Source organism: Gordonia sp. NPDC003429, assembly GCF_053588575.1.
In genome coordinates this window covers 34,034-54,856 of sequence record NZ_JBSFQF010000005.1, presented here as the reverse complement: position 1 = coordinate 54,856, position 20,823 = coordinate 34,034, and the positions used below count along the sequence as shown (strand labels likewise).

Genomic DNA, 20,823 nt, shown 5'->3' with positions numbered 1-20,823 from the left:
GTCAGCCGGGCCGGTGGAAGGAAACGGGCGGCACGAGGTGGCGCTCGAGCACCGTGCGGCGATCCTCGCCGATCGGGGTCGGACGATTCGTCTGCGAATCGACCAAGATCATCGTGGTCTCCGCGATGGCGCAGGTCCGCTCCGCGGAGTCGACACACGTGGCCGCGACGACGAACGACGACGTGCCCAGCCGGCTCACCCCGACACGCACGCGCACCGGGTCCCGGGTGGTCTCGATCATGGCGCGGAACTCGATGTCCTGGCGGGCCAACAGAATCGGCAGGCGACGGCCGTCCCCGAACCACTGCGTGAACGCCCGCACCCTGCCCTCCTCGAACAACCGGGCGTATTGCACATTGTTGACGTGGCCGTTGATGTCCATGTCCGCCCAACGGAGTTGAACCAAGATCTCGGTGGGGCCAGACTCGGTGGGGCCAGACTCGGTGGACCCAGAAACGGCGGGCACGTTCTCATCGGACACGGTGGCAGCCTATCCCCCGGTCCCGACACGACACGCGTGGCGCCGAATACGCCCGGTCGCAGGCAGCGAAACGTAGACTCACCCGGGAAAAGTATGGGGGATCAGTGATCGTAGAGACTCGGCGGATGCGGCTTCGGCCGGTGGATCTGCGCGACGTCGACGATCTTGTGTACCTCGACAGCGACCCGGCGGTGATGCGGTTCGTCAACGGCGGTGAGCCCACTCCACCATCCGAGATCGCCGAGTGGGTGGTTCCCCGCGCGCAGAGCGAGCTGCGCACCGGCCGGGGCGGTATGTGGGTGGCCATCGACCAGCGATACCAGGCCTTTCTGGGCTGGGTGGCGTTACGGGCACCGCGTCACAGTCACCGGCCCGAGATGGAACTGAGTTACCGGCTGCGACGCGAGACCTGGGGGCGCGGTCTGGCCACCGAGGCAGCGCGCGCCGTCCTCACTCTCGCCTTCGAGGATCTGAACGCCGAGCGTGTGTTCGCGAGTACCACGATCGCCAACACCGCGTCGCGTCGCGTCATGGAGAAGCTCGACATGCGCGCGTCCTCGCCTGCTACTGCGATGAGGGGCGTCGACGTCGAACTCGAATACGAGTTGCTCCGGGCCAATTGGAACTCGGTGGCGTTGCGGTGGTATCCGCAGCGGTCGCGCCCGGCCGATCTGACCGCCTGACCCGACCGCCCGACACCGGCCCGGCGCACGTGTCGACGACGTCCGACTGCCGCATTTCGGGCATCGGTGGGCCATGCCGAAGCTCACCGCGACCTATGGTCGAACATTGACTACGGTAGGCGGTGTGCGCGTTTGCGCCGCCCGAATGTAATGAGGAGAGGTTTCCGGATGAGCAGCCCCGCTCCGACAACGCCCGCCCGGCCGCACGTCGTGATCATCGGCTCGGGGTTCGGCGGACTGTTCGCCGCACAGCGCCTGGCCAAGACACCGGTCGACATCACGCTGATCGCGCGAACCACCCATCACCTGTTCCAGCCGATGCTCTATCAGGTCGCGACGGGCATCATCGCCGAAGGCGAGATCGCACCCGCGACGCGCGTGGTCCTGCGCAAGCAGAAAAACATCCAGGTCCTGATGGGTGACGTCACCACCATCGACCTGACCGCACAGACGGTCACATCGCGACTGCTCGAACGCATCACGGTGACGTCGTTCGACAAACTGATCATCGCCGCCGGCGCCGACCAGTCGTACTTCGGCAACGACCAGTTCGCCGAGTACGCGCCCGGCATGAAGACCATCGACCATGCACTCGAGTTGCGTGGCCGCATCCTCGGCGCCTTCGAGCAGGCCGAACTGTCCGACGACCCGGCCGAGCGGGCGAAGCTGCTCACCTTCGTCGTCGTCGGGGCGGGCCCCACCGGCGTCGAATTGGCCGGTCAGATCGCCGAGATGAGCGACAAGACCCTCAAGGGCGCGTTCCGCAACATCGATCCGACCGAAGCCCGGGTCATCCTCCTCGATGCCGCGCCGGCCGTCCTGCCACCTTTCGGCGAGAAGCTGGGCCGTAAGGCCGCGGCACGACTCGAGAAGCTGGGCGTGGAGATCCAGCTCAACGCGATGGTCATCGACGTCGACTACGACGGCCTGGTGGTCAAGGAGAAGGACGGCACCACCCGGCGGATCGAATCGCAGTGCAAGGTGTGGTCGGCCGGCGTCCAGGCCAGCGGGCTGGGCAAACAGCTCGCCGAGCAGTCCGACGTGGAACTCGACCGGGCAGGCCGCGTGAAGGTGCTCCCCGACTTGTCGATCCCGGGACATCCCGACGTGTTCGTGGTGGGCGACATGATGGCGGTCGACGGCGTGCCGGGTGTGGCCCAGGGCGCCATCCAGGGCGGGCGCTACGCGGCCGACGCGATCAAGGCCGAGCTCAAGCACGGCCAGACCCCGGATCAGCGCAAGCCGTTCAGCTACTGGGACAAGGGCTCGATGGCCACGATCTCGCGGTTCAGCGCGGTCATGCAGGTGCCGATTCCCGGGACGAAGAAGAAGTTCGAGACCGAGGGTTACTTCGCGTGGCTGGGATGGCTCGCACTACACCTGGTGTACATGGTGGGCTTCCGCAATCGCCTCAACACCCTCATCAACTGGTTCTTCGCGTTCAGCACTCGCGGCCGCACCCAACTCGCGGTGACCGAGCAGCAGGTCTATGCCCGCACCGCACTCGGCCAGCTCGCCCAGATCGAGAACAAGTCGATTCCGGAGGTGGAGGCCGAGTCGGCGGGCGCAGACGACGCCAAGGATGCCGGCGCGAAGGAATCCGAGACGAGCGAGGCCGAAGCCGAGGCCAGCTGACGCTACCGGTTGTCGCTCACACGGTCAGGCCGGCGAGGTCCATCTCGTCACACAGCTGTCGTGTCCGTGCGACGACGTCGGCGAGCGCCGTGGTGAGCGAGGCGCCGTCGGCGAGGGCGAGTCGGGCCGCGAACGCATCCGGGTCGACGTGACCGATACGATCGTCGGGGTACCGGAACACGCTGCTCGCGGCGTGATGGCCGGCGGGGTAGGCGGTGGATCCCACCCCGAGTGCCATCCGATGCCGGAGCACGGGCCGCTCGGCGACGTCGACCCGCAGGGTCCCCGACCAGCAGCCGCGCAGGTCCTTGTCCCGATACGCCGATGATCGCCCGATCTGGACGTGTTCGGCGATCACGACGGCGGCGTCCACTCCGACCGAGGCGACGATCGCGGACTGATGGTCGGCACCGCCGGCCACCACGGTGGGCTGCGGGTCGAGATGAAGCCGCCCGCCGTCGGCCACCTCGATGCGCCACCGGGCCCGGGAGTCGGCACGGTCGCGCGACGGCAGCGCGATCGTGGCCGCCACGGTGCTCAGGGTGAGGAACGCGCCCGGCTCGACGATCACCCTGATGTCGATCTCGTCTCCCCCGAGCGGTGTGGCCGCGGTGCCGATGAGGTGCGCCGCGGTCCGGCCGGTCTGACGCACCGACAGGCCTCCCGTGGCCTGGTGCCGCAGCGACCGGTCCGCGGTGGCGACGATCTCGACGCGAGTCCGCACTAGGCGGTCACCGCGGCATCGGACAGTTGCGCGCGCACCCACGTCAGGACGTCGGTGGCCGCGGGATCGTCGGTCAGCGAGATCATCGCGGTCGGCCTGCCGGCGCGGACACGTTCGGCGTCGCGGCGCATCACGTCGAGGTCGGCGTTGACGCGCTCGGCGAGGTCGGTCTTGTTGATCACCAGCAGATCCGAGTAGGTCACTCCCGGGCCGCCCTTGCGCGGGACCTTGTCGCCGCCGGCGACGTCGATGACGAAGATCTGCACGTCGATGAGCCCGGTGGAGAAGGTGGCGGTCAGGTTGTCGCCGCCGGACTCCACCAGGATCAGATCGAGCGGTGGGTTGGCCGCCACCAGGTCGTCAATGGCGTCGAGGTTGGCGGTGATGTCGTCGCGGATGGCGGTGTGCGGACACCCCCCGGTCTGCACCGCGGTGATGCGCTCGTCGGGCAGCACGGCGTTGCGCCGCAGGAAGTCGGCGTCCTCGGTCGTGTAGATGTCGTTGGTGAGCACTGCCACCGACAGTTCGTCGCGTAGCTGACGGCACAGCGCCGCCACCAGGGCGGTCTTCCCGGAGCCGACGGGGCCGCCCACACCGATTCGCAGGGCCTCCCCCAGTTCACGGGTGCGGCGGGGTCGGTGATGGTCGTGGCTGTGGGGTTGACCGTCGATCAGATGGGGTGGCATCGGATTCCTCTCGGGTGGACGACTGCTGTGGTCAAGACAAGGGTGTTCAGGACTAGGTGTTCAGGACTGGGCGATCAGGACATGAACAGCGGCATCGGTTGTCGCTCATGGCGTTCGGCGAACACATCGAGCACGGGATCGGACAGGTCGGCGAGTTCCACCGCGGCCGCGGCGGCGACGTGTTCACATTCGGCGCCGAGATCGGCGATCATCAGGGCCACGTCGGCCGGGTCGAGGGCGAGGAGCCGCTGACCGGCGGTCGCCGACCCGCTCATCGTGGTGTACACGAGGACCAGCGCGGTGTGGAAACCCGACAATCCGCTTGCCCGACCCACCGCGCCGGAGATCACCGGAAGGTGGGTGGTCGGCGTGTGTGGGGACCAATCCTGTTGTGGCCACATCTTTTTGGCGAGCCGCAGCATTCCGCGTCCTTGCGTGAGCGACGCCTTGCGGGCCGCCGCGGACGGTGTTCGCGCGTCGGTCTCGGCCTGCGCGGGGGTCACGTCGAGTGCACCGTCGGCAACCGCCGCCGCGATCGACGCCGCGACGAGGCCGGTGGTGGTGACACGACGATGCAGATACGCGGCGAGATCGTCGACCCCGCGAACGAATCCATCGGCAATCGCCTGCTCCACCCCACCGGAGTGGACGTGCCCGCCGACCGGTAGCCGGGAATCGGCCAGCGTCAGCATCATCGCCAGTGGCGCGCCGGCATACGGCGCGGCGCCCGGGGCGCTCGGCTCGTCCGGAATGTTCGGATCAGGGGTCATTGCGATGTCAGAACAGGAAATACCGTTGTGCCATCGGCAGTTCCGACACCGGCGGGGCGTCCCACACCTCACCGTCGACGGTCACCGTGAAAGTGTCGGGGTCCACCGTGATCTCGGGCCGGGCGTCGTTGTTGGTCATGTCCGCCTTGCTGATCCCACGGGTGTCGGTGACCGGCAGCAACCGCCGTTCGATACCGAGCCGGTCGGCCAGATCGGCATCACAGCCGGGTGCCACGAAGCTGACCGAGGTGGCGGCAGCGACCTTCGGCGCCGCCCCGAACATCGGCCGCGGGAGCACCGGTTGCGGCGTGGGAATCGAGGCGTTGGCATCGCCCATCGCCGCCCACGCGATCGCCCCGCCCTTGATGACGAGTTCGGGCCGGACGCCGAAGAATGCCGGGTCCCACAGCACCAGGTCGGCGAGTTTGCCCTCCTCCACCGAACCGATCTCGCCGTCGAAGCCGTGCGCGATCGCCGGGCAGATCGTGTATTTCGCGACGTAGCGACGCGCACGCAGGTTGTCGGCGCGACCGTCGCCGGCCAGCGCGCCCCGTTTGCGTTTCATCACGTGAGCGGTCTGCCAGGTGCGTAGCACCACCTCGCCGATGCGGCCCATCGCCTGCGAGTCGGAGCCGATCATCGAAATCGCACCGAGATCGTGCAGGAGGTCCTCGGCGGCGATGGTCGACGGCCGAATCCGGCTTTCGGCGAACGCGAGATCCTCGGGGACCGTCGGGTTGAGGTGATGGCACACCATCAGCATGTCGAGATGCTCGCCGAGTGTGTTGACGGTGTGCGGACGGGTGGGGTTGGTGGAACTCGGCAGCACGTTGGGGGCCGAGGCGACGGTGATGATGTCCGGCGCGTGCCCGCCACCGGCACCTTCGGTGTGGTAGGCGTGGATACTGCGCCCGGCGATCGCACCCAGCGTCTGTTCGACGAATCCGGCCTCGTTGAGGGTGTCGGAGTGCAGCGCCACCTGCACCCCGGTCTCGTCGGCGACGCGCAGGCATGCGTCGATGGCCGCCGGGGTGGAACCCCAGTCCTCATGGAGCTTGAAACCCGAAGCACCCGCACGGATCTGTTCGTGCATGGCCTCGGCACTGACGGTGTTGCCCTTACCCAGCAGCGCGATGTTCATCGGCCACCCGTCGGTGGCGGCCAGAATCGATGCCAGGTGCCACGCACCGGGGGTCACCGTGGTGGCCTTGCTGCCCTCGGCGGGTCCGGTGCCGCCGCCGATCAGGGTGGTGATGCCGTTGCCGAGCGCCTCGTCCATGATCTGCGGGCAGATGAAATGCACGTGGCAGTCGATCCCGCCGGCGGTGACGATCTTTCCGTTACCCGCGATGATCTCCGTGGACGGGCCGATCACCAGGTCGGGATGGATACCGTCCATGGTGTCGGGGTTGCCCGCCTTGCCCATCGCGACGATGCGTCCGTCACGAATACCCAAGTCGGCCTTGATGATTCCCCAGTGATCAAGCACCACCACACCGGTGATCACGGTGTCCGGGGCACCGTCGGCGCGGGTGGCGCGGCTTTGTCCCATCGATTCGCGGATCACCTTGCCGCCGCCGAATACCGCTTCCTCGCCGGCCAGACCCGGTCCGCCGCAACGGTCTTCGGTGACCTCGATGAGCAGGTCGGTGTCGGCGAGGCGGATCAGGTCGCCGGTGGTGGGGCCGAAGAGTTCGGCGTAGCGGTCGCGTCCCAGCAATGCCATGTCAGTCGATCCTTCCCGGCGCGTCGAGCGAGATTCCGTACACCTCGCGGGTGCCGCCGAGCGGTACGAGCGTCACCGTCATCTCGATTCCCGGCTCGAACCGCACGGCGGTGCCCGCCGGGATGTCGAGCCTGCGGCCGCGTGCGGCGGCGCGGTCGAAGTCCAGTGCGGCGTTGGCCTGCGGGAAATGCACGTGGCTGCCCACCTGCACCGGCCGGTCGCCGGAATTGATGACACTCAGCGTCACCGCATCGGCACCCGCGTTGAGTTCGATGGTGCCCTCGGCGGCGATCACCTCACCGGGGATCACCGCATGACTGCTCTCGGACATGGGAACCTCTCGTGCTCACGGTCGCGGTTGGGGCTCTCGGTCGGGGTTGGGCGTGGGCCGGGCCCTCAACCGATGGGATGGTGCACGGTGACGAGCTTGGTGCCGTCCGGGAAGGTCGCCTCCACCTGGACGTCGTGCAGCATTTCGGGCACCCCCGTCATCACGTCGTCGCGGGCGAGCACCTCACGGCCCGACGCCATCAACTCGGCAACCGAGCGCCCGTCTCGCGCGCCTTCGAGCACGTGATCGGTGATGATGGCGACGGCCTCGGGATGGTTGAGTTTGAGTCCGCGACCCTGCCGCCGACGTGCGAGTTCGGCGGCATAAGAGATCAGCAACCGTTCCTGTTCATGCGGCGACAGACGCACGACAACCTCTCTGTCGGGACCGGTGTGGCACAACACCACGAAGGTGAAGGTGGTGTCGTCATCCTGCCACGGTCGGGCGAGTGCGGCGCGCCGAAGAACCCGGACTCGGCATACCCGGCCACCGCACCCGGCACGTCACTCGGAGATCAGCGCACCGCCGGTGGCGCGCAGCGCGGCCAGGCGTTGTGCGGTGCACAGCGGGGCGACGTCGGTTACCTCGTCGGAAGTGAACGCACCGGCGGCCAGCCCGCGGGCAACGACCAGCGCCAGCGACATGGCGGTGGCCGGCTCGTCGACCACGTCACCCGAGCGTCGCTCGAAGTAGCCCTGCAGCCGGGCGGCCGCGGTCGGCATCGCCGAGCGGAAGAACCCCGTCACCGCGAGCCAACGCGTCACCAGATGGCCCGGGTGCATGTCCCATCCCTGGTAATAGCCCCGCTCCAGCGAGCGCAGCACCAAGGCGTGGTGGCGGGTGAGCGCGGCAGCCACCTGATCGGCGTCGCCGGTGGGCATCACCTGGGTCGAACCGTCGCTGATCCATACCCCGGTCTGCGCGGCTGCGGCCTGCATCACGGCCTTGGCGTGATCGGCCACGGGATGCGCCAGCGACTGCTGCGCCGAGACGATCCCGCAGGCCGCGCTGTAGTCGTAGGTGCCGTAATGCAGCCCGGACACGCGCGGTGCGCCCCGGTGCAGGGCATCGGCGACGGTGGCGCGGCCGTCCGGGCCGAGCACCGCCTGCGGGATCTCGACCTGGAGTTCGAACCGCAACGAACCCTCGGCGATGCCGTGGACGCGTTCGAACTCGGCGCAGATCAGATTGACCGCGTCGACCTGACGTGCATCGCGCAACTTGGGCACGGTGAAGACGAAGCCGTCGGGCACCCCGCCTGCTGCGTCGAGCACCAGTTCGAGTGTGCGCAGGCCGCGGGATCGTTCGGCCGCGCCGAGGCCTTTGGCTCGTACACCGGCCATCCGGGGTGCGTGCGGACGGTCGGCGACCCATGCGGCCAGCACCCGCCCGGCGCGGCGGGCGTCGGCGTCCTCGGTGACATCCGGACGCCATCCGTATCCGTCCTCGAGGTCGATGCGCAGATCCTCGATCGGATTCGAGGTCAGCCGATCCAGCACAATCCCGCGCACGTCGGCCGGGGCCAGGTCGGCCAGCACCGCGGTCGCGTCGTGAGCGATCGCCGTCGCCTTCTCACCCCACCGCTGCGGGGTCTGTTCGTCGACGTCGGCGGCGCTCACGTACACGGTGTGCGCCGGCTGCGCGGCCTGCCGGTCACCGGGGAACAGCCGGTCGAGATCCCGATCGACCGACGTCAGGATCTCGTCAACCGCCCGCCTGGTGTCGGCGCCGAGGCCACGGTGGTGTCCGCTCATGCCTGCGGCGCGCCGGCGGGGATCTCCACGTTCTGCAACCGCACCTGGGTGCGGGCCAGCGCGCGACCGTCCTGGTCGGTCATCTCGACCAGCCAGAGCTGCTGTCGCCGGCCGCGGTGGATGGGGGTGGAGCGCGCGGTGATCGTTCCGGTGCCGACCGATTTCAGGAAATCGGTGTTGTTGTTGACGCCGACGGCGGTCCCGCCCAGACCCGTATGCGCCAGCCAGGCGGCAGCGCTCATGCTCGCGACGCTCTCGCCGATGGCGCAGTAGACACCACCGTGCACGATGCCGAAGGGCTGGTGATGCTTCGGCTCGAGCACGAGGGTCGCCACCACCGAGTCCGCGCCGACCTCCTGCAATTCGAGTCCGAGTGCACCGTCGAGCCCCTTGCCGGAGACGTATTTGATGAATGCGTCGGTGTCCAATGTCATGGCAACCAGATTCTCACGATCCGATTCTTCGGGAGAGTCGGACCTCGGTGAAGTGCCCGAGGAACCGATAGGCCCCACATCTCGTTGAGATGTAAGGCCTATCGTCGCGTGGACCGGGGGTCTCTGCAGCCCTCAGGACTCTCGCGCGGTCCAACGTGAGATGAATGTAGGCTAGCCTTACCAACGTTGTCAAGGGTTGTCTGCAACCGGGCTTCACCATGTCGCGGCAAAGAGGAGAGTCGGCAGTAAAATGCGAAAGATGAACGGATTGGGAGACCTGGAGCGCGCCGTCATGGACGCGCTGTGGTCGAGTCCGACGCCGCAGACCGTGCGTCAGGTACATGCCACGCTCTCCCGCGATCGATCCCTTGCCTACACCACGGTGATGACCGTGCTGCAGCGGCTCGCGAAGAAGAACCTGGTGACCCAGATCCGGGAGGATCGGGCGCACAAGTACATTCCCACCCGTCCGCGAGAAGACCTGGTGGCCTCGCTGATGGTCGACGCGCTGAGCGAGGCCGACGCACCCGGATCGCGTCATGCGGCGCTGGTGTCGTTCGTCGGCCGGGTCGGCGCCGACGAAGCCGCCGCGCTGCGACAAGCGCTCGATGAGCTCGAAACCGCTCGCGCGCCGCACGAATCCGGATAGATTTCCACCGAGAAGCACAGCAACACCGCACGAACACAGCAACACCGCTAGGACAGCCCACGATGACCGCCCTGCTCTGCCCACGATGACCGCCCTGCTCTTCGGCATCCTCACCCTGGTGCTCGTCGGCCCCGCACCCGAGGCGTTGTCGCGTGCCCGGTGGCCGGTCCGGGCGCCGCGCGGGGCGATGATGTTGTGGCAGGCGATCACGTTGGCCGCGGTGCTCTCCGCATTCAGTTGCGGGCTTGCCATTGCCGCCAATCTGCTGTCACCGGGTGCCGACGGCGCACCGACCACCAGCCCGTTGCGCGAGATCGAACGACTGGGACTCGGCCTCTGGAGCATCTACGTCGGCGTTTTCGCCCTGACCCTGCTGATCGGCGCCCGGCTGATCTTCACCCTGGTACGGGTGGGTGTACGTACCCGCGCCCGCCGCGCGATGCACCGCGATCTCATCGACATCCTCGACCGCTGCGACCGCTCCGACGAGTCGAATCCCCTGTTCGGACGCGACATCCGGATGATCGACGTGCAGCAACCTCTCGCCTACTGCCTACCCGGCCTTCGGCAGCGGGTGGTGCTCAGCGAGGGGGTGGTGTCCCGGCTCACGCGCGACGAACTCGTCGCAGTCATCGCCCACGAGCGCGCGCATCTGCGGGCTCGGCACGATCTGGTCCTCGAGGCGTTCATCGCGCTGCACGAAGCGTTTCCGCGGGTGGTCCGCAGCAGTTCGGCGCTGGGCTCGGTGCAACTCCTCGTCGAGGCCCTCGCCGATGATCAGGCCGTCCGCGCCACCGCTCCCACCACGCTGGGACGCGCGCTGGTGGCCTGCGCCGACGCGGTGGCGCCACGCGGGGCCATGGCGGTCGGCGGGCCGACCACCCTCACTCGCGTGCACCGGCTGCGGTACGGGCGGCCCCCGCGGTGGATGGCGCTGTGCGCCTACACGGCCGCGGTGGCCATTCTGGTGGTGCCCACCCTGGCCGTGGCCATCCCCTGGCTCACCGAACTCGGCCGGCTGGTGTCGGCCGCCTGAACCCGCCCGACGACGAGGTACGGCCACCAGACAGCCACCGATCGCGTCGAGGCAATAGGCTTGGGGACATGACAAACGCCGCCACACCGTCCACGTCGTCGAAGGCACAGATCGGGGTCACCGGCCTGGCCGTGATGGGTTCGAACATCGCCCGCAATTTCGCGCACAAGGGGTACACCGTCGCGCTGCACAATCGCTCGATCGCCAAGACCGACGCGTTGCTCGAAAACCACGGCAGCGAAGGCGATTTCATCCGCACCGAGACCATGCAGGAGTTCGTCGACGCATTGGAGAAGCCGCGCCGGGTGTTGATCATGGTGAAGGCTGGGGACCCCACCGACGCCGTCATCGAGGAACTGGCCGCGGTGATGGAGGAGGGTGACATCATCATCGACGGCGGGAACTCCCTCTTCACCGACACCATCCGACGTGAGGCCGCGATGGCCGATCGCGGCCTGAACTTCGTCGGCGCGGGAATCTCCGGCGGCGAGGAGGGCGCACTCAACGGCCCGTCGATCATGCCGGGTGGACCCGCCGTCTCCTACGAGTCCCTCGGCCCCATGCTCGAGAAGATCTCCGCCCACGTCGACGGTGAACCGTGCTGTACGCACATCGGCCCCGACGGCAGCGGTCACTTCGTGAAGATGGTGCACAACGGCATCGAGTACGCCGACATGCAGCTCATCGGTGAGGCCTACGACCTGATGCGACGGTCCCTCGGCATGGCCCCGGCCGAGATTGCCGAGGTGTTCGCCGAGTGGAACAAGGGCGAACTCGAGAGCTATCTCGTCGAGATCACCGCGCAAGTGCTCGCCCAGGTGGACGCCGACACCGGCAAACCGCTGGTCGACGTCATCGTGGACCAGGCGGGCCAGAAGGGCACCGGCCGGTGGACGGTAAAATCGGCCCTCGACCTCGGCATCCCCGTCACCGGCATCGCCGAGGCCGTGTTCGCTCGCGCACTGTCGAGCGCGGCCGATCAGCGCGCGGCCGCGCAGGGACTCGCGTCCGGCGACCTGGCCGACCCGCCCACCGACAAGAAACAGTTCGTCGAGGACATCCGCCGTGCGCTCTACGCCTCCAAGATGGTGGCCTACGCCCAGGGCTTCGACCAGATCAGTGCCGGCAGCAAGGAGTACGACTGGAACGTCGACCCCGGCGCCCTGGCGACCATCTGGCGCGGCGGCTGCATCATCCGGGCCAAATTCCTCAACCGGATCCGCGACGCCTACGCGGAGAACGCCGACCTGCCCAGTCTGCTGCTCGCGCCGTATTTCCGCGACGCGGTCGAAGGATGCCTGGACAGTTGGCGCCGGGTGGTGTCGACAGCCACTCTCACCGGGGTTCCGGCGCCGGCTTTCGCCTCGTCGCTCTCCTACTACGATGGCTTGCGCAGCGAACGGCTACCGGCTGCCCTGACGCAGGGACTGCGTGACTTCTTCGGCGCGCACACCTACCAGCGCACCGACAAGGAGGGCACTTTCCACACCCTCTGGGGTCAGGACCGCTCCGAGGTCGAGGCATAGCCAGGAGTCACGAACCGGAGTATGCGATTCATCGAGGGCCACCGCCCGGTCCATGACCTCACCTACGACGACGTATTCGTCGTACCCAACCGTTCCGAAGTGACGTCGCGATTCGACGTCGACATCGCCACCACCGACGGATCCGGCACCACGATTCCGGTGGTGGTGGCCAACATGACCGCCGTCGCAGGTCGGCGGATGGCCGAAACCGTGGCCCGGCGCGGCGGTCTGGCGGTACTCCCCCAGGATCTGCCGATCGGCGCGGCCGCGGACTCCATCGCCTTCGTCAAGTCACGCCACCTCGTCGCCGACACCCCGGTGACCCTGACACCCGACGATTCGGTGGCCCACGCCCTGGCATTGATCCCCAAACGTGCGCACGGCGCCGCAGTGGTCGTAGTCGACCGGGTACCGGTCGGGGTGGTCACCGAGCAGGCATGTCAGGAGATCGATCAATTCACCCGGGTACGCGACGTCCTCGACAGTGAGATCGTCACCCTGCCGGCGAGCACCCCGCCACGCGAGGTCTTCGACACCCTCGTCGATCTGCATCGCGATCTCGCGGTGCTCGTCGACGACGACGGAGTGCTCGTCGGTGTGCTCACCCGCATCGGCGCGCTGCGGCACGGGATCTACCGGCCCGCGGTCGACGGCGCCAACCGGCTCCGGGTGGCCGCCGCGGTGGGCATCAACGGCGACGTCGCCGGCAAGGCCCGCGCACTCGTGGAGGCGGGGGCGGACGTGGTGGTCATCGACACCGCCCACGGCCACCAGGAGAAGATGCTCGCCGCTCTCGACGCGGTGGCAGGCGGCAACCCGGGGGTGCCGATCGCCGCGGGCAACGTGGTCTCCGCGGACGGCACGATCGATCTGATCAAGGCCGGCGCGTCGATCGTCAAGGTCGGGGTGGGGCCCGGCGCGATGTGCACCACCCGGATGATGACCGGAGTGGGCCGGCCGCAGTTCTCGGCGGTGGCCGAATGCGCCTCGGCGGCACGTGAACACGGCGCCCACGTGTGGGCCGACGGCGGTGTGCGGCATCCGCGTGATGTGGCGCTGGCGATCGCGGCGGGCGCCTCGAACGTGATGATCGGTTCCTGGTTTGCCGGCACCTACGAGTCGCCGGGTGATCTGCGCCGCGACGCGCACGGACCGTACAAGGTGAGTTTCGGGATGGCGTCCAAACGCGCGGTGGCCGCCCGTTCGGCCGACGACAGCGCCTACGAGCGTGCCCGCCGCAGTCTGTTCGAGGAGGGCATCTCCAGCTCGCGTATCCGGCTCGACCCCGAGCGCCCCAGCGTGGAAGATCTCATCGACCACATCTGCGGCGGACTACGCAGCACCGCCACCTACGCCGGCGCCCGATCGCTGGCCGAACTGCACGGCAAAGCGCTACTCGGGGTGCAGTCGCCGGCCGGTTTCGCCGAGGGCCGTCCCCTGCCCGGCGGGTGGTGAGTCGTGCAGGTACTCATCTATGTGGCGAGCCTCCTCGGATTCATCGCGCTGACCCTCGGCACCGCCCTGTTCGTGGCCGCCGAGTTCTCGTTGACCGCATTGGAACGCTCCACGGTCGATCGCGACGTTGCCGAGCACGGCGACCGCCGGTCGCGTCTGGTTCAGCGCGCGCATCGCACGCTGTCGTTTCAGCTCTCCGGCGCACAGCTGGGCATCACGATCACCACACTGATCACCGGCTACATCGCCGAACCGGTTCTCGCGCAACTCTTCAACCCCGCGCTGCAATCCGCCGGGCTGTCGACGCGAACCGCGTCGGGGATCTCGCTGTTGCTGGCCCTGTTCGTCGCGACCTCACTGTCGATGGTGCTCGGCGAACTGGTGCCGAAGAACTTGGCCATTGCCCGGCCGCTGGCCGTCGCCCGTGCCACCGCCGGACCCATGACCGTGTTCTCTGCCGCCTTCCGATGGGCCATCAACGGGCTCAACGGAGCGGCGAACTGGCTGGTGCGTCGTCTCGGGATCGAACCGGCGGAGGAGTTGCGGTCGGCTCGCTCGCCGTCCGAACTCGGGTCGCTGGTGCGGATCTCGGCACGTCAGGGTTCGATCGACGAGGACACCGCGGCCCTGGTGGCGCGCTCGCTGAAGTTCGGTGAGCTGACCGCGGAGGACCTGATGACGCCGCGGGTCACCGTGGAAAGCCTCGACCGCGACGACACGATCCGCGACCTCGTGATGGCGTCGGCGCGGACCGGGCACTCGCGGTTCCCGGTGGTCGACGACGGAGATCTCGACGACCTGCTGGGCGTGGTGCACATCAAACAGGCGTTCACGGTGCCCCCCGAACGCCAGTCGACCACCACCGTCGCCTCCATCGCCCGCACGGTGCCCACGGTGCCGACCACACTGGACGGCGACGCGGTGATGGAACGCATCCGTGCCGACGGCATGGAGGTGTGCGTGGTGATCGACGAGTACGGCGGAACCGCGGGCATCGTGACCACCGAAGACCTCATCGAGGAGATCCTCGGCGACGTCACCGACGAGCACGACGACGAGCGCGCCGACGTTCAGGTGGCCGGGGACGGATACCTGCTCGCCGGCCTGCTGCGGCTCGACGAACTCGCCGAGGCCACCGGCTATCGTGCGCCGGAGGGGTCCTACGACACGCTCGGCGGCCTCATCATGTTCACCCTCGGACGTATCCCGGAGGCCGGGGACGAGGTCGATCTCCCCGAGCGGGTGGTCCTCAACGAAGGCCGCGACGACGACGAGGAGGGTGTCGCGGGCACCGAGACCCTGTGGTGTGCGACGGTGGTGCAGATGGACGGCAGACGTGTCGACGTGGTCCGGCTGACCCCCATCGCCGGTGACGACGAGTCCACGGACGGGGAGGCCGGCGATGAGTGACGCCTGGGCGGTCGTCCTGACCGTCGTGCTGCTGGCCGGCAACGCGTTCTTCGTGGGCGCGGAGTTCTCGCTCATCTCCGCCCGACGCGACCGGCTCGAAGCGCTGGCCGAGGAGGGCAAGACCCGTGCCCGCACGGTCATCCGCGCCGGCGAACACCTCTCCCTGATGCTGGCCGGCGCGCAACTGGGCATCACGATCTGCTCCATCCTGCTCGGCCGGGTGGGTGAACCAGCGGTGGCCCACATCATCGAGAAGCCCCTCGACCTGGTGCACGTGCCCGATGCGATGCTGCACCCGATCTCGTTCGCACTCGCCCTGGCCATCGTGGTGGTGCTGCACATCCTGTTCGGTGAGATGGTGCCCAAGAACATCGCGCTGGCCGGCCCGGAGCGGGCCGCCATGCTGCTGGTACCGGCGCACCTGATGTTCATCCGGGTGGTCCGGCCGCTCATCGCGATCTACAACTGGCTGGCCAACATCACGCTGCGCGCGATGCGGGTGGAACCCAAGGACGAACTCGACTCGACGGTGTCGCCGATCGAACTGGCGCAGATGCTGGGTGAGTCACGCGAAGAAGGTCTCATCGACGCCGAGGAACACGAACGACTCACCCGTGCCCTGCAGTCCGTGGGGCGCACCGTGTCGGAGGTCATCATCCCGTCGGATCGCATGCGCAGCGTCGACGTCGAGGTGGATCCCGTGACCGGTGGTGTGGGTCCCACGCTCGGGGCGGTGGAGCGCGCGGTCACCGACACCGGGTTCTCGCGCTATCCGGTGCGCGGCCGGGACGGCACCTTCACCGGATACCTGCACCTCAAGGATGTGCTCGACGAGATTCTCGACGAGTCGATCGGACCCGACACGATCATCGGTATCGACAAGATCCGTCCGCTTCCGGTGATCGCCTCCGACACCCCACTCGACGACGCGACCCGCGCGTTGCGGCGGACGAGCTCGCACCTCGGGGCCGTGGTCGACGACTCCGGACGCACCATCGGGATCGTCGCGCTCGCCGACCTCGTCGAGGAGTTCGTGGGTACCGTCCGTGACGAGACCCACCGGGTGTGACATGACCGCGCCCGTCGTTCTCTCCCCGGCGGACTGGCGCCACCGGCGCGACGCGCACCACCAACAGGTCGAGAAGCTCGTCGGCGACTACCTGCGCGCCCGTGCGCGCGGCGAGAAACATCCGGTGATCGATTTCCTGTTCACCTACTACTCGGCGCGGCCGGCACACATCCGTCGCTGGCATCCCGGCTTCGGGGTGGTCCTGGCGGACGCCAGGTGCGGGTCGGACGCCGAAATGGCTGCCGTGGCCGGCGATCTCGCCGGGTACGTCGGTCTGCGCGGTTACACGCGAACCGCCGATGGGGTCACCGTCGACCCGGCGTTTGCCGCCGGACGTCGCGACATTCTGGGCAGCACCGTCGAATTGCTCACCGCCACCGCGTCCCGGCCCGCCCGCCTGGGGTGTTTCGGACTGCACGAATGGGCGATGGTGTACCGCACCGACCGGCCGCGCCACAGCGTGCCGCTGCGACTGGGCGCCGCGGGCACCGACGCCGTGGTGCGATCGATGCCGTTGCGATGCACGCATTTCGACGCGTTCCGCTTCTTCACCGACGCCGCCCGGCCGCTGAACGACACCGAGTTGACGCGCCGGAGCGCACCCGCGCACGAACAGCCCGGCTGCCTGCACGCCACCATGGATCTCTACCGGCTGTGTATCACCCTGACACCGCTCATCGCGTCGGATGTGACGTTGCAGGCATTCGAACTGGCGTTACGTGCCCGCGAACTCGACATGCGGGCGAGTCCCTACGACCTGCGTGCCCTCGGGTACGAGCCGGTGACCGTGGAGACCGCGGCAGGACGAGCCGAGTACGTCCGCGAACAGTCGCGCATCGCCGAGTGCGGTGGCATGCTGCGTACCCAGCTCGCCGACCGGTGCCGGGAGTTGCTCGACACCAGGTGAAACGCTCATTTCCTGACGAGTAACATAGACGTGTTCATATTCTCCATCAGTTCGCAGAAAGGCTCTCATGTCGGACCCGAAGACCGAACGCGTGGATGTCGAGGGCTTGCAGGTTGCGAGTGTCCTCTACGACTTCATCAACAACGAGGCGCTGGCGGACACCGGGGTGGACAAGGACGCATTCTGGTCGGGTGCCGCCGCCGTGATCAACGATCTGGCGCCGCGGAACAAGCAATTGCTGGCCAAGCGGGATGACCTGCAGGCCAAGGTGGATGCCTGGCACCGCGACCACCGCGCCGCGCCCGCCGACTTCGACTTCGCCGCCTACAAGCAGTTCCTCGTCGACATCGGCTACCTGGTGGACGTGCCCGAGGATTTCCAGATCGGCACCGCCAACGTCGACCGCGAGATCAGCGAGACCGCCGGACCCCAGTTGGTGGTCCCGGTGCTCAATGCGCGCTTCGCGCTCAACGCCGCCAACGCCAGATGGGGCTCGCTCTACGACGCGCTGTACGGCACCGACGTCATCCCCGAGGCCGACGGCGCCGAGAAGGGCAAGGGTTACAACAAGATCCGCGGTGACAAGGTCATCGCCTACGCCAAGGACTTCCTGGACAAGGCGGTCCCGCTGGAGCAGTGCAGCTACACCGACGTCACCGGGTTCGCGGTGGCCGATTCCGCGCTTCAGGTGACACTCGCCGACGGCACCACCTCGACGCTGGCCGATCCGTCGGCCTTCTCCGGCTACACCGGCGATCCGGCCGCGCCGACGTCGGTGCTGCTGCGCCACAACGGGCTCTACCTCGACATCGAGATCGACCCCGACTCGCCCGTCGGCAAGACCGATCCGGCCGGCATCAAAGACGTGGTGATGGAATCGGCGATCACCACCATCATGGACTTCGAGGACTCGGTGGCCGCCGTCGACGCCGACGACAAGGTGCTCGGCTACCGCAACTGGCTCGGGCTGAACAAGGGCGACCTCGCCGAGGAGGTCAGCAAGGGCGGCAAGACCTTCACCCGGGTCCTCAACGGCAACCGTGTCTACACCGCACCGGACGGCTCCGAACTCGACCTGCACGGGCGGTCGCTGCTGTTCGTGCGCAACGTCGGCCATCTGATGACCAATCCCGCGGTTCTCGACGCCGACGGCAACGAGGTGCCCGAGGGCATTCTCGATGCGCTCGTCACGTCGTTGATCGCGATCCACGGTCTCTCCGGCGGCGACTCCGGGCTCGCGAATTCGCGAACCGGGTCGATCTACATCGTGAAGCCCAAGATGCACGGACCCGAGGAGGTGGCGTTCACCGTCGAACTGTTCGGGCGGGTCGAGCAGGTTCTGGGTCTGCCGGAGAACACCCTCAAGGTCGGCATCATGGACGAGGAGCGCCGCACCACGGTGAACCTCAAGGCTGCCATCCTCGCCGCGCGCGACCGGGTGGTGTTCATCAACACCGGCTTCCTCGACCGCACCGGCGACGAGATCCACACGTCGATGGAGGCGGGTCCGATGATCCGCAAGGGCGAGATGAAGAAGCAGAAGTGGATGTCGGCCTACGAGGACTCCAACGTCGACATCGGCCTGCACGCCGGTTTGCAGCACAAGGCCCAGATCGGCAAGGGCATGTGGGCCATGACCGACCTGATGGCCGACATGGTGGAGCAGAAGATCGCACAGCCGCAGGCGGGTGCGTCGACTGCCTGGGTGCCCTCCCCGACGGGTGCCACCCTGCACGCAATGCATTATCACCTCGTCGACGTCTTCGAACGCCAGGATGAGATCGCCAAGCGTGATCCGGCGTCGGTGGACGACATCCTGACCATCCCGCTGGCACCCAAGCCCGACTGGTCGGAGGCGGAAAAGCGCGAGGAACTCGACAACAACTGTCAGTCGATCCTCGGATACGTGGTCCGCTGGATCGACCAGGGTGTCGGCTGTTCCAAGGTGCCCGACATCCACGATGTCGCACTCATGGAGGATCGCGCCACCCTGCGCATCTCCAGCCAGTTGCTGGCCAACTGGCTCCACCACGGGATCGTCACCGCCGACGATGTGGTGGCAGCGCTGGAGCGGATGGCTCCGGTGGTCGACCGGCAGAACGCCGACGACCCCACCTATCGTCCGCTGGCACCTGATTTCGACTCGAATATCGCATTTCAGGCCGCCAAGGAACTTATCCTCGAGGGTGCGAAGCAGCCGAGCGGCTACACCGAGCCGATCCTGCATCGCAAGCGTCGCGAGTACAAGGCGGCCAACGCTGCCGGCGCGTGACGACATATTTGTGATGTGACAGGGAGCCCGGGCCGTCCGTCGGCCCGGGCTGCCGTCTGCGAACGGAGGCGGTGTGGCGCATCATCGGGTAACCGGTGGCCGAGGCGGGATTCGCGGACGCGGCGTCAGTCGGAGCCTGGTGTTCGCGATGCTCGCGGTGGTGCTGGTGGCCGCAGTGATCGTCGCGTGGCAGCAGCTCGGCGACCATCTCGATCGGGAGGCCGACGAGGCCGCGGGCACCTGTGTGGAAGGCCGCGAAACGGTGTCGGTGATTGCCGACCCCGATCTGGTCTCCGGGTTGACCGCCATCGCGAAGGAATACGCCGAGACCAACCCGGTGGTGCGCGACCACTGTGTGACGATCGCCGTCCGCGCCGGTGACGCGAAGGTCACGCTCGATGGGCTCGCCGGAACCTGGGACACCGCGTCGATGGGCGCCTACCCGGCCGCGTGGATTCCGCAGTCGTCGGTGTGGTCGGCGGAACTCGAAACAGTCAAGCCGAATTCACTCGAGGGACAACCCCAGTCGTTGGTCACCACACCCGTGGTGCTCGCGACGTCGCCCGACCTCGGCAAGAAGTTCGACGACACGATCGACTGGGGTCAGTTGCCGCTGCTGCAGCAGCGCGACAACAGCCTGAGCGAATTCGGGCTCGACGACTGGGGCTCGATCCGGATGGCGATGCCCGTCGGCGCACAATCCGATGCGTCGGCGCTCGCCGCGCAGGCGGTGGCGATGCGGGTCACCCGCACCACCGGCGTGCTGACCGCCGACGATGCCGATTCTCCTCGTGTCGCCTCCAGCGTGGCGGCGATGACGAGCGGCGCGCCCGCCTCACCCGACGGAAGCCCGGGCGGGGCGGCGACAACCATCCGAGATGCCACCGACCCGTCGACCGCCGCCATCCACGCCGTGCCCATCACCGAGCAGAAGCTCTACCAGCTCACCCGTACCGACACGACAGCCCGTCTCGCCGAGGTCATTCCGTCCGGCCCCACACCCATCGCCGACTATCCGGTGATCCGGCTCGCCGGAGAGCAGGTACCCGCGGTGGCCGCCGATGCCGTCGCCGAGTTCCTGACCTTCGCCAGTGACGACAAGCACCTGCGGGTGTTGACCGAGCAAGGGTTCCGCGGCGACGCGGACCTGCCGAAACCCACACCCACGGTGACGTTCCCGCTCACCCGGGACCCGATGCCGAACCCCGAGAATCCGGCCATCGTCACGATCAACAAGCTTGTCTACGGCCCGGATTTCGGCCCGGGGGCCTGATC

At 67.9% G+C, this 20,823-nt stretch carries 20 protein-coding genes; 11 read left to right on the top strand and 9 right to left on the bottom strand.

Annotated features, from left to right (window positions below; all coding sequences use genetic code 11):
- Position 1 precedes the first annotated feature (1 nt).
- Positions 2–481 (bottom strand): acyl-CoA thioesterase, encoded by a 480-nt coding sequence (locus ACWDSI_RS08190; RefSeq protein ID WP_449756252.1) that lies wholly within the window; start codon positions 479–481, stop codon positions 2–4.
- Positions 482–585: 104 nt separating this feature from the next.
- On the opposite strand from ACWDSI_RS08190, the gene ACWDSI_RS08185 reads away from it, so the two are divergent.
- Both ACWDSI_RS08185 and ACWDSI_RS08180 read left to right on the top strand, forming a co-directional pair.
- Positions 586–1,164 (top strand): GNAT family N-acetyltransferase, encoded by a 579-nt coding sequence (locus ACWDSI_RS08185; protein WP_449756251.1) that lies wholly within the window; start codon positions 586–588, stop codon positions 1,162–1,164.
- Between the two features lie 168 nt (positions 1,165–1,332).
- Positions 1,333–2,799: an NAD(P)/FAD-dependent oxidoreductase gene (locus ACWDSI_RS08180; RefSeq protein WP_449756250.1), complete on the top strand. Its 1,467-nt coding sequence runs from the start codon at positions 1,333–1,335 to the stop codon at positions 2,797–2,799.
- 16 nt (positions 2,800–2,815) lie between these two features.
- Here the strand turns inward: ACWDSI_RS08180 and ACWDSI_RS08175 are convergent, their stop codons facing one another.
- From ACWDSI_RS08175 to ACWDSI_RS08140, 8 genes are all read right to left on the bottom strand, one after another.
- On the bottom strand, positions 2,816–3,523 hold the full coding sequence (locus ACWDSI_RS08175; protein WP_449756249.1) for an urease accessory protein UreD: 708 nt from the start codon (positions 3,521–3,523) through the stop codon (positions 2,816–2,818).
- On the bottom strand, positions 3,523–4,209 hold the full coding sequence (ureG, locus tag ACWDSI_RS08170; RefSeq protein WP_449756248.1) for an urease accessory protein UreG: 687 nt from the start codon (positions 4,207–4,209) through the stop codon (positions 3,523–3,525). Before ureG ends, ACWDSI_RS08175 begins: the two co-directional genes overlap by 1 nt.
- 74 nt (positions 4,210–4,283) lie before the next feature.
- Complete coding sequence (locus ACWDSI_RS08165; RefSeq protein WP_449756335.1) at positions 4,284–4,904, bottom strand: urease accessory protein UreF; 621 nt, start codon at positions 4,902–4,904, stop codon at positions 4,284–4,286.
- Between the two features lie 82 nt (positions 4,905–4,986).
- Positions 4,987–6,705 carry an urease subunit alpha gene (locus ACWDSI_RS08160; protein WP_449756247.1) on the bottom strand — a complete coding sequence of 573 codons (1,719 nt, stop codon included), beginning with the start codon at positions 6,703–6,705 and terminating at the stop codon, positions 4,987–4,989.
- Between the two features lies 1 nt (position 6,706).
- Positions 6,707–7,036, bottom strand: a complete 330-nt coding sequence (locus tag ACWDSI_RS08155) for an urease subunit beta (RefSeq protein WP_449756246.1) — start codon at positions 7,034–7,036, stop codon at positions 6,707–6,709.
- Between the two features lie 65 nt (positions 7,037–7,101).
- A complete protein-coding gene (locus ACWDSI_RS08150) occupies positions 7,102–7,404 on the bottom strand; it encodes an urease subunit gamma (protein WP_449747881.1) in 303 nt (100 codons plus the stop codon).
- 135 nt (positions 7,405–7,539) lie between these two features.
- A complete protein-coding gene (locus tag ACWDSI_RS08145) occupies positions 7,540–8,790 on the bottom strand; it encodes a DUF6986 family protein (RefSeq protein ID WP_449747882.1) in 1,251 nt (416 codons plus the stop codon).
- Complete coding sequence (locus tag ACWDSI_RS08140) at positions 8,787–9,224, bottom strand: PaaI family thioesterase (RefSeq protein WP_449747883.1); 438 nt, start codon at positions 9,222–9,224, stop codon at positions 8,787–8,789. Before ACWDSI_RS08140 ends, ACWDSI_RS08145 begins: the two co-directional genes overlap by 4 nt.
- Positions 9,225–9,474: 250 nt before the next feature.
- Between ACWDSI_RS08140 and ACWDSI_RS08135 the strand changes: the two genes are divergently transcribed.
- From ACWDSI_RS08135 to ACWDSI_RS08095, 9 genes are all read left to right on the top strand, one after another.
- Positions 9,475–9,873, top strand: a complete 399-nt coding sequence (locus ACWDSI_RS08135; RefSeq protein WP_449756245.1) for a BlaI/MecI/CopY family transcriptional regulator — start codon at positions 9,475–9,477, stop codon at positions 9,871–9,873.
- A gap of 85 nt (positions 9,874–9,958) precedes the next feature.
- Positions 9,959–10,909: a M56 family metallopeptidase gene (locus tag ACWDSI_RS08130; RefSeq protein ID WP_449756244.1), complete on the top strand. Its 951-nt coding sequence runs from the start codon at positions 9,959–9,961 to the stop codon at positions 10,907–10,909.
- A 68-nt stretch (positions 10,910–10,977) separates the two neighbouring features.
- Positions 10,978–12,435: an NADP-dependent phosphogluconate dehydrogenase gene (gene gndA, locus ACWDSI_RS08125; protein WP_449756243.1), complete on the top strand. Its 1,458-nt coding sequence runs from the start codon at positions 10,978–10,980 to the stop codon at positions 12,433–12,435.
- A gap of 21 nt (positions 12,436–12,456) precedes the next feature.
- A complete protein-coding gene (guaB1, locus tag ACWDSI_RS08120; RefSeq protein WP_449756242.1) occupies positions 12,457–13,890 on the top strand; it encodes a GMP reductase in 1,434 nt (477 codons plus the stop codon).
- Between the two features lie 3 nt (positions 13,891–13,893).
- Positions 13,894–15,300 carry a hemolysin family protein gene (locus tag ACWDSI_RS08115; RefSeq protein ID WP_449747888.1) on the top strand — a complete coding sequence of 469 codons (1,407 nt, stop codon included), beginning with the start codon at positions 13,894–13,896 and terminating at the stop codon, positions 15,298–15,300.
- Positions 15,293–16,369 (top strand): hemolysin family protein, encoded by a 1,077-nt coding sequence (locus ACWDSI_RS08110; protein ID WP_449756241.1) that lies wholly within the window; start codon positions 15,293–15,295, stop codon positions 16,367–16,369. Before ACWDSI_RS08115 ends, ACWDSI_RS08110 begins: the two co-directional genes overlap by 8 nt.
- Before the next feature lies 1 nt (position 16,370).
- The gene (locus ACWDSI_RS08105) at positions 16,371–17,276 is read left to right on the top strand and encodes a 3-methyladenine DNA glycosylase (RefSeq protein ID WP_449756240.1); all 906 of its coding nucleotides are present in this window, start codon (positions 16,371–16,373) and stop codon (positions 17,274–17,276) included.
- Positions 17,277–17,343: 67 nt separating this feature from the next.
- Positions 17,344–19,548, top strand: a complete 2,205-nt coding sequence (locus ACWDSI_RS08100; RefSeq protein ID WP_449756239.1) for a malate synthase G — start codon at positions 17,344–17,346, stop codon at positions 19,546–19,548.
- A 73-nt stretch (positions 19,549–19,621) separates the two neighbouring features.
- Entirely contained in the window at positions 19,622–20,821 is a 1,200-nt protein-coding gene (locus ACWDSI_RS08095) for a hypothetical protein (protein ID WP_449756238.1), read from the top strand.
- Positions 20,822–20,823: the final 2 nt, after the last annotated feature.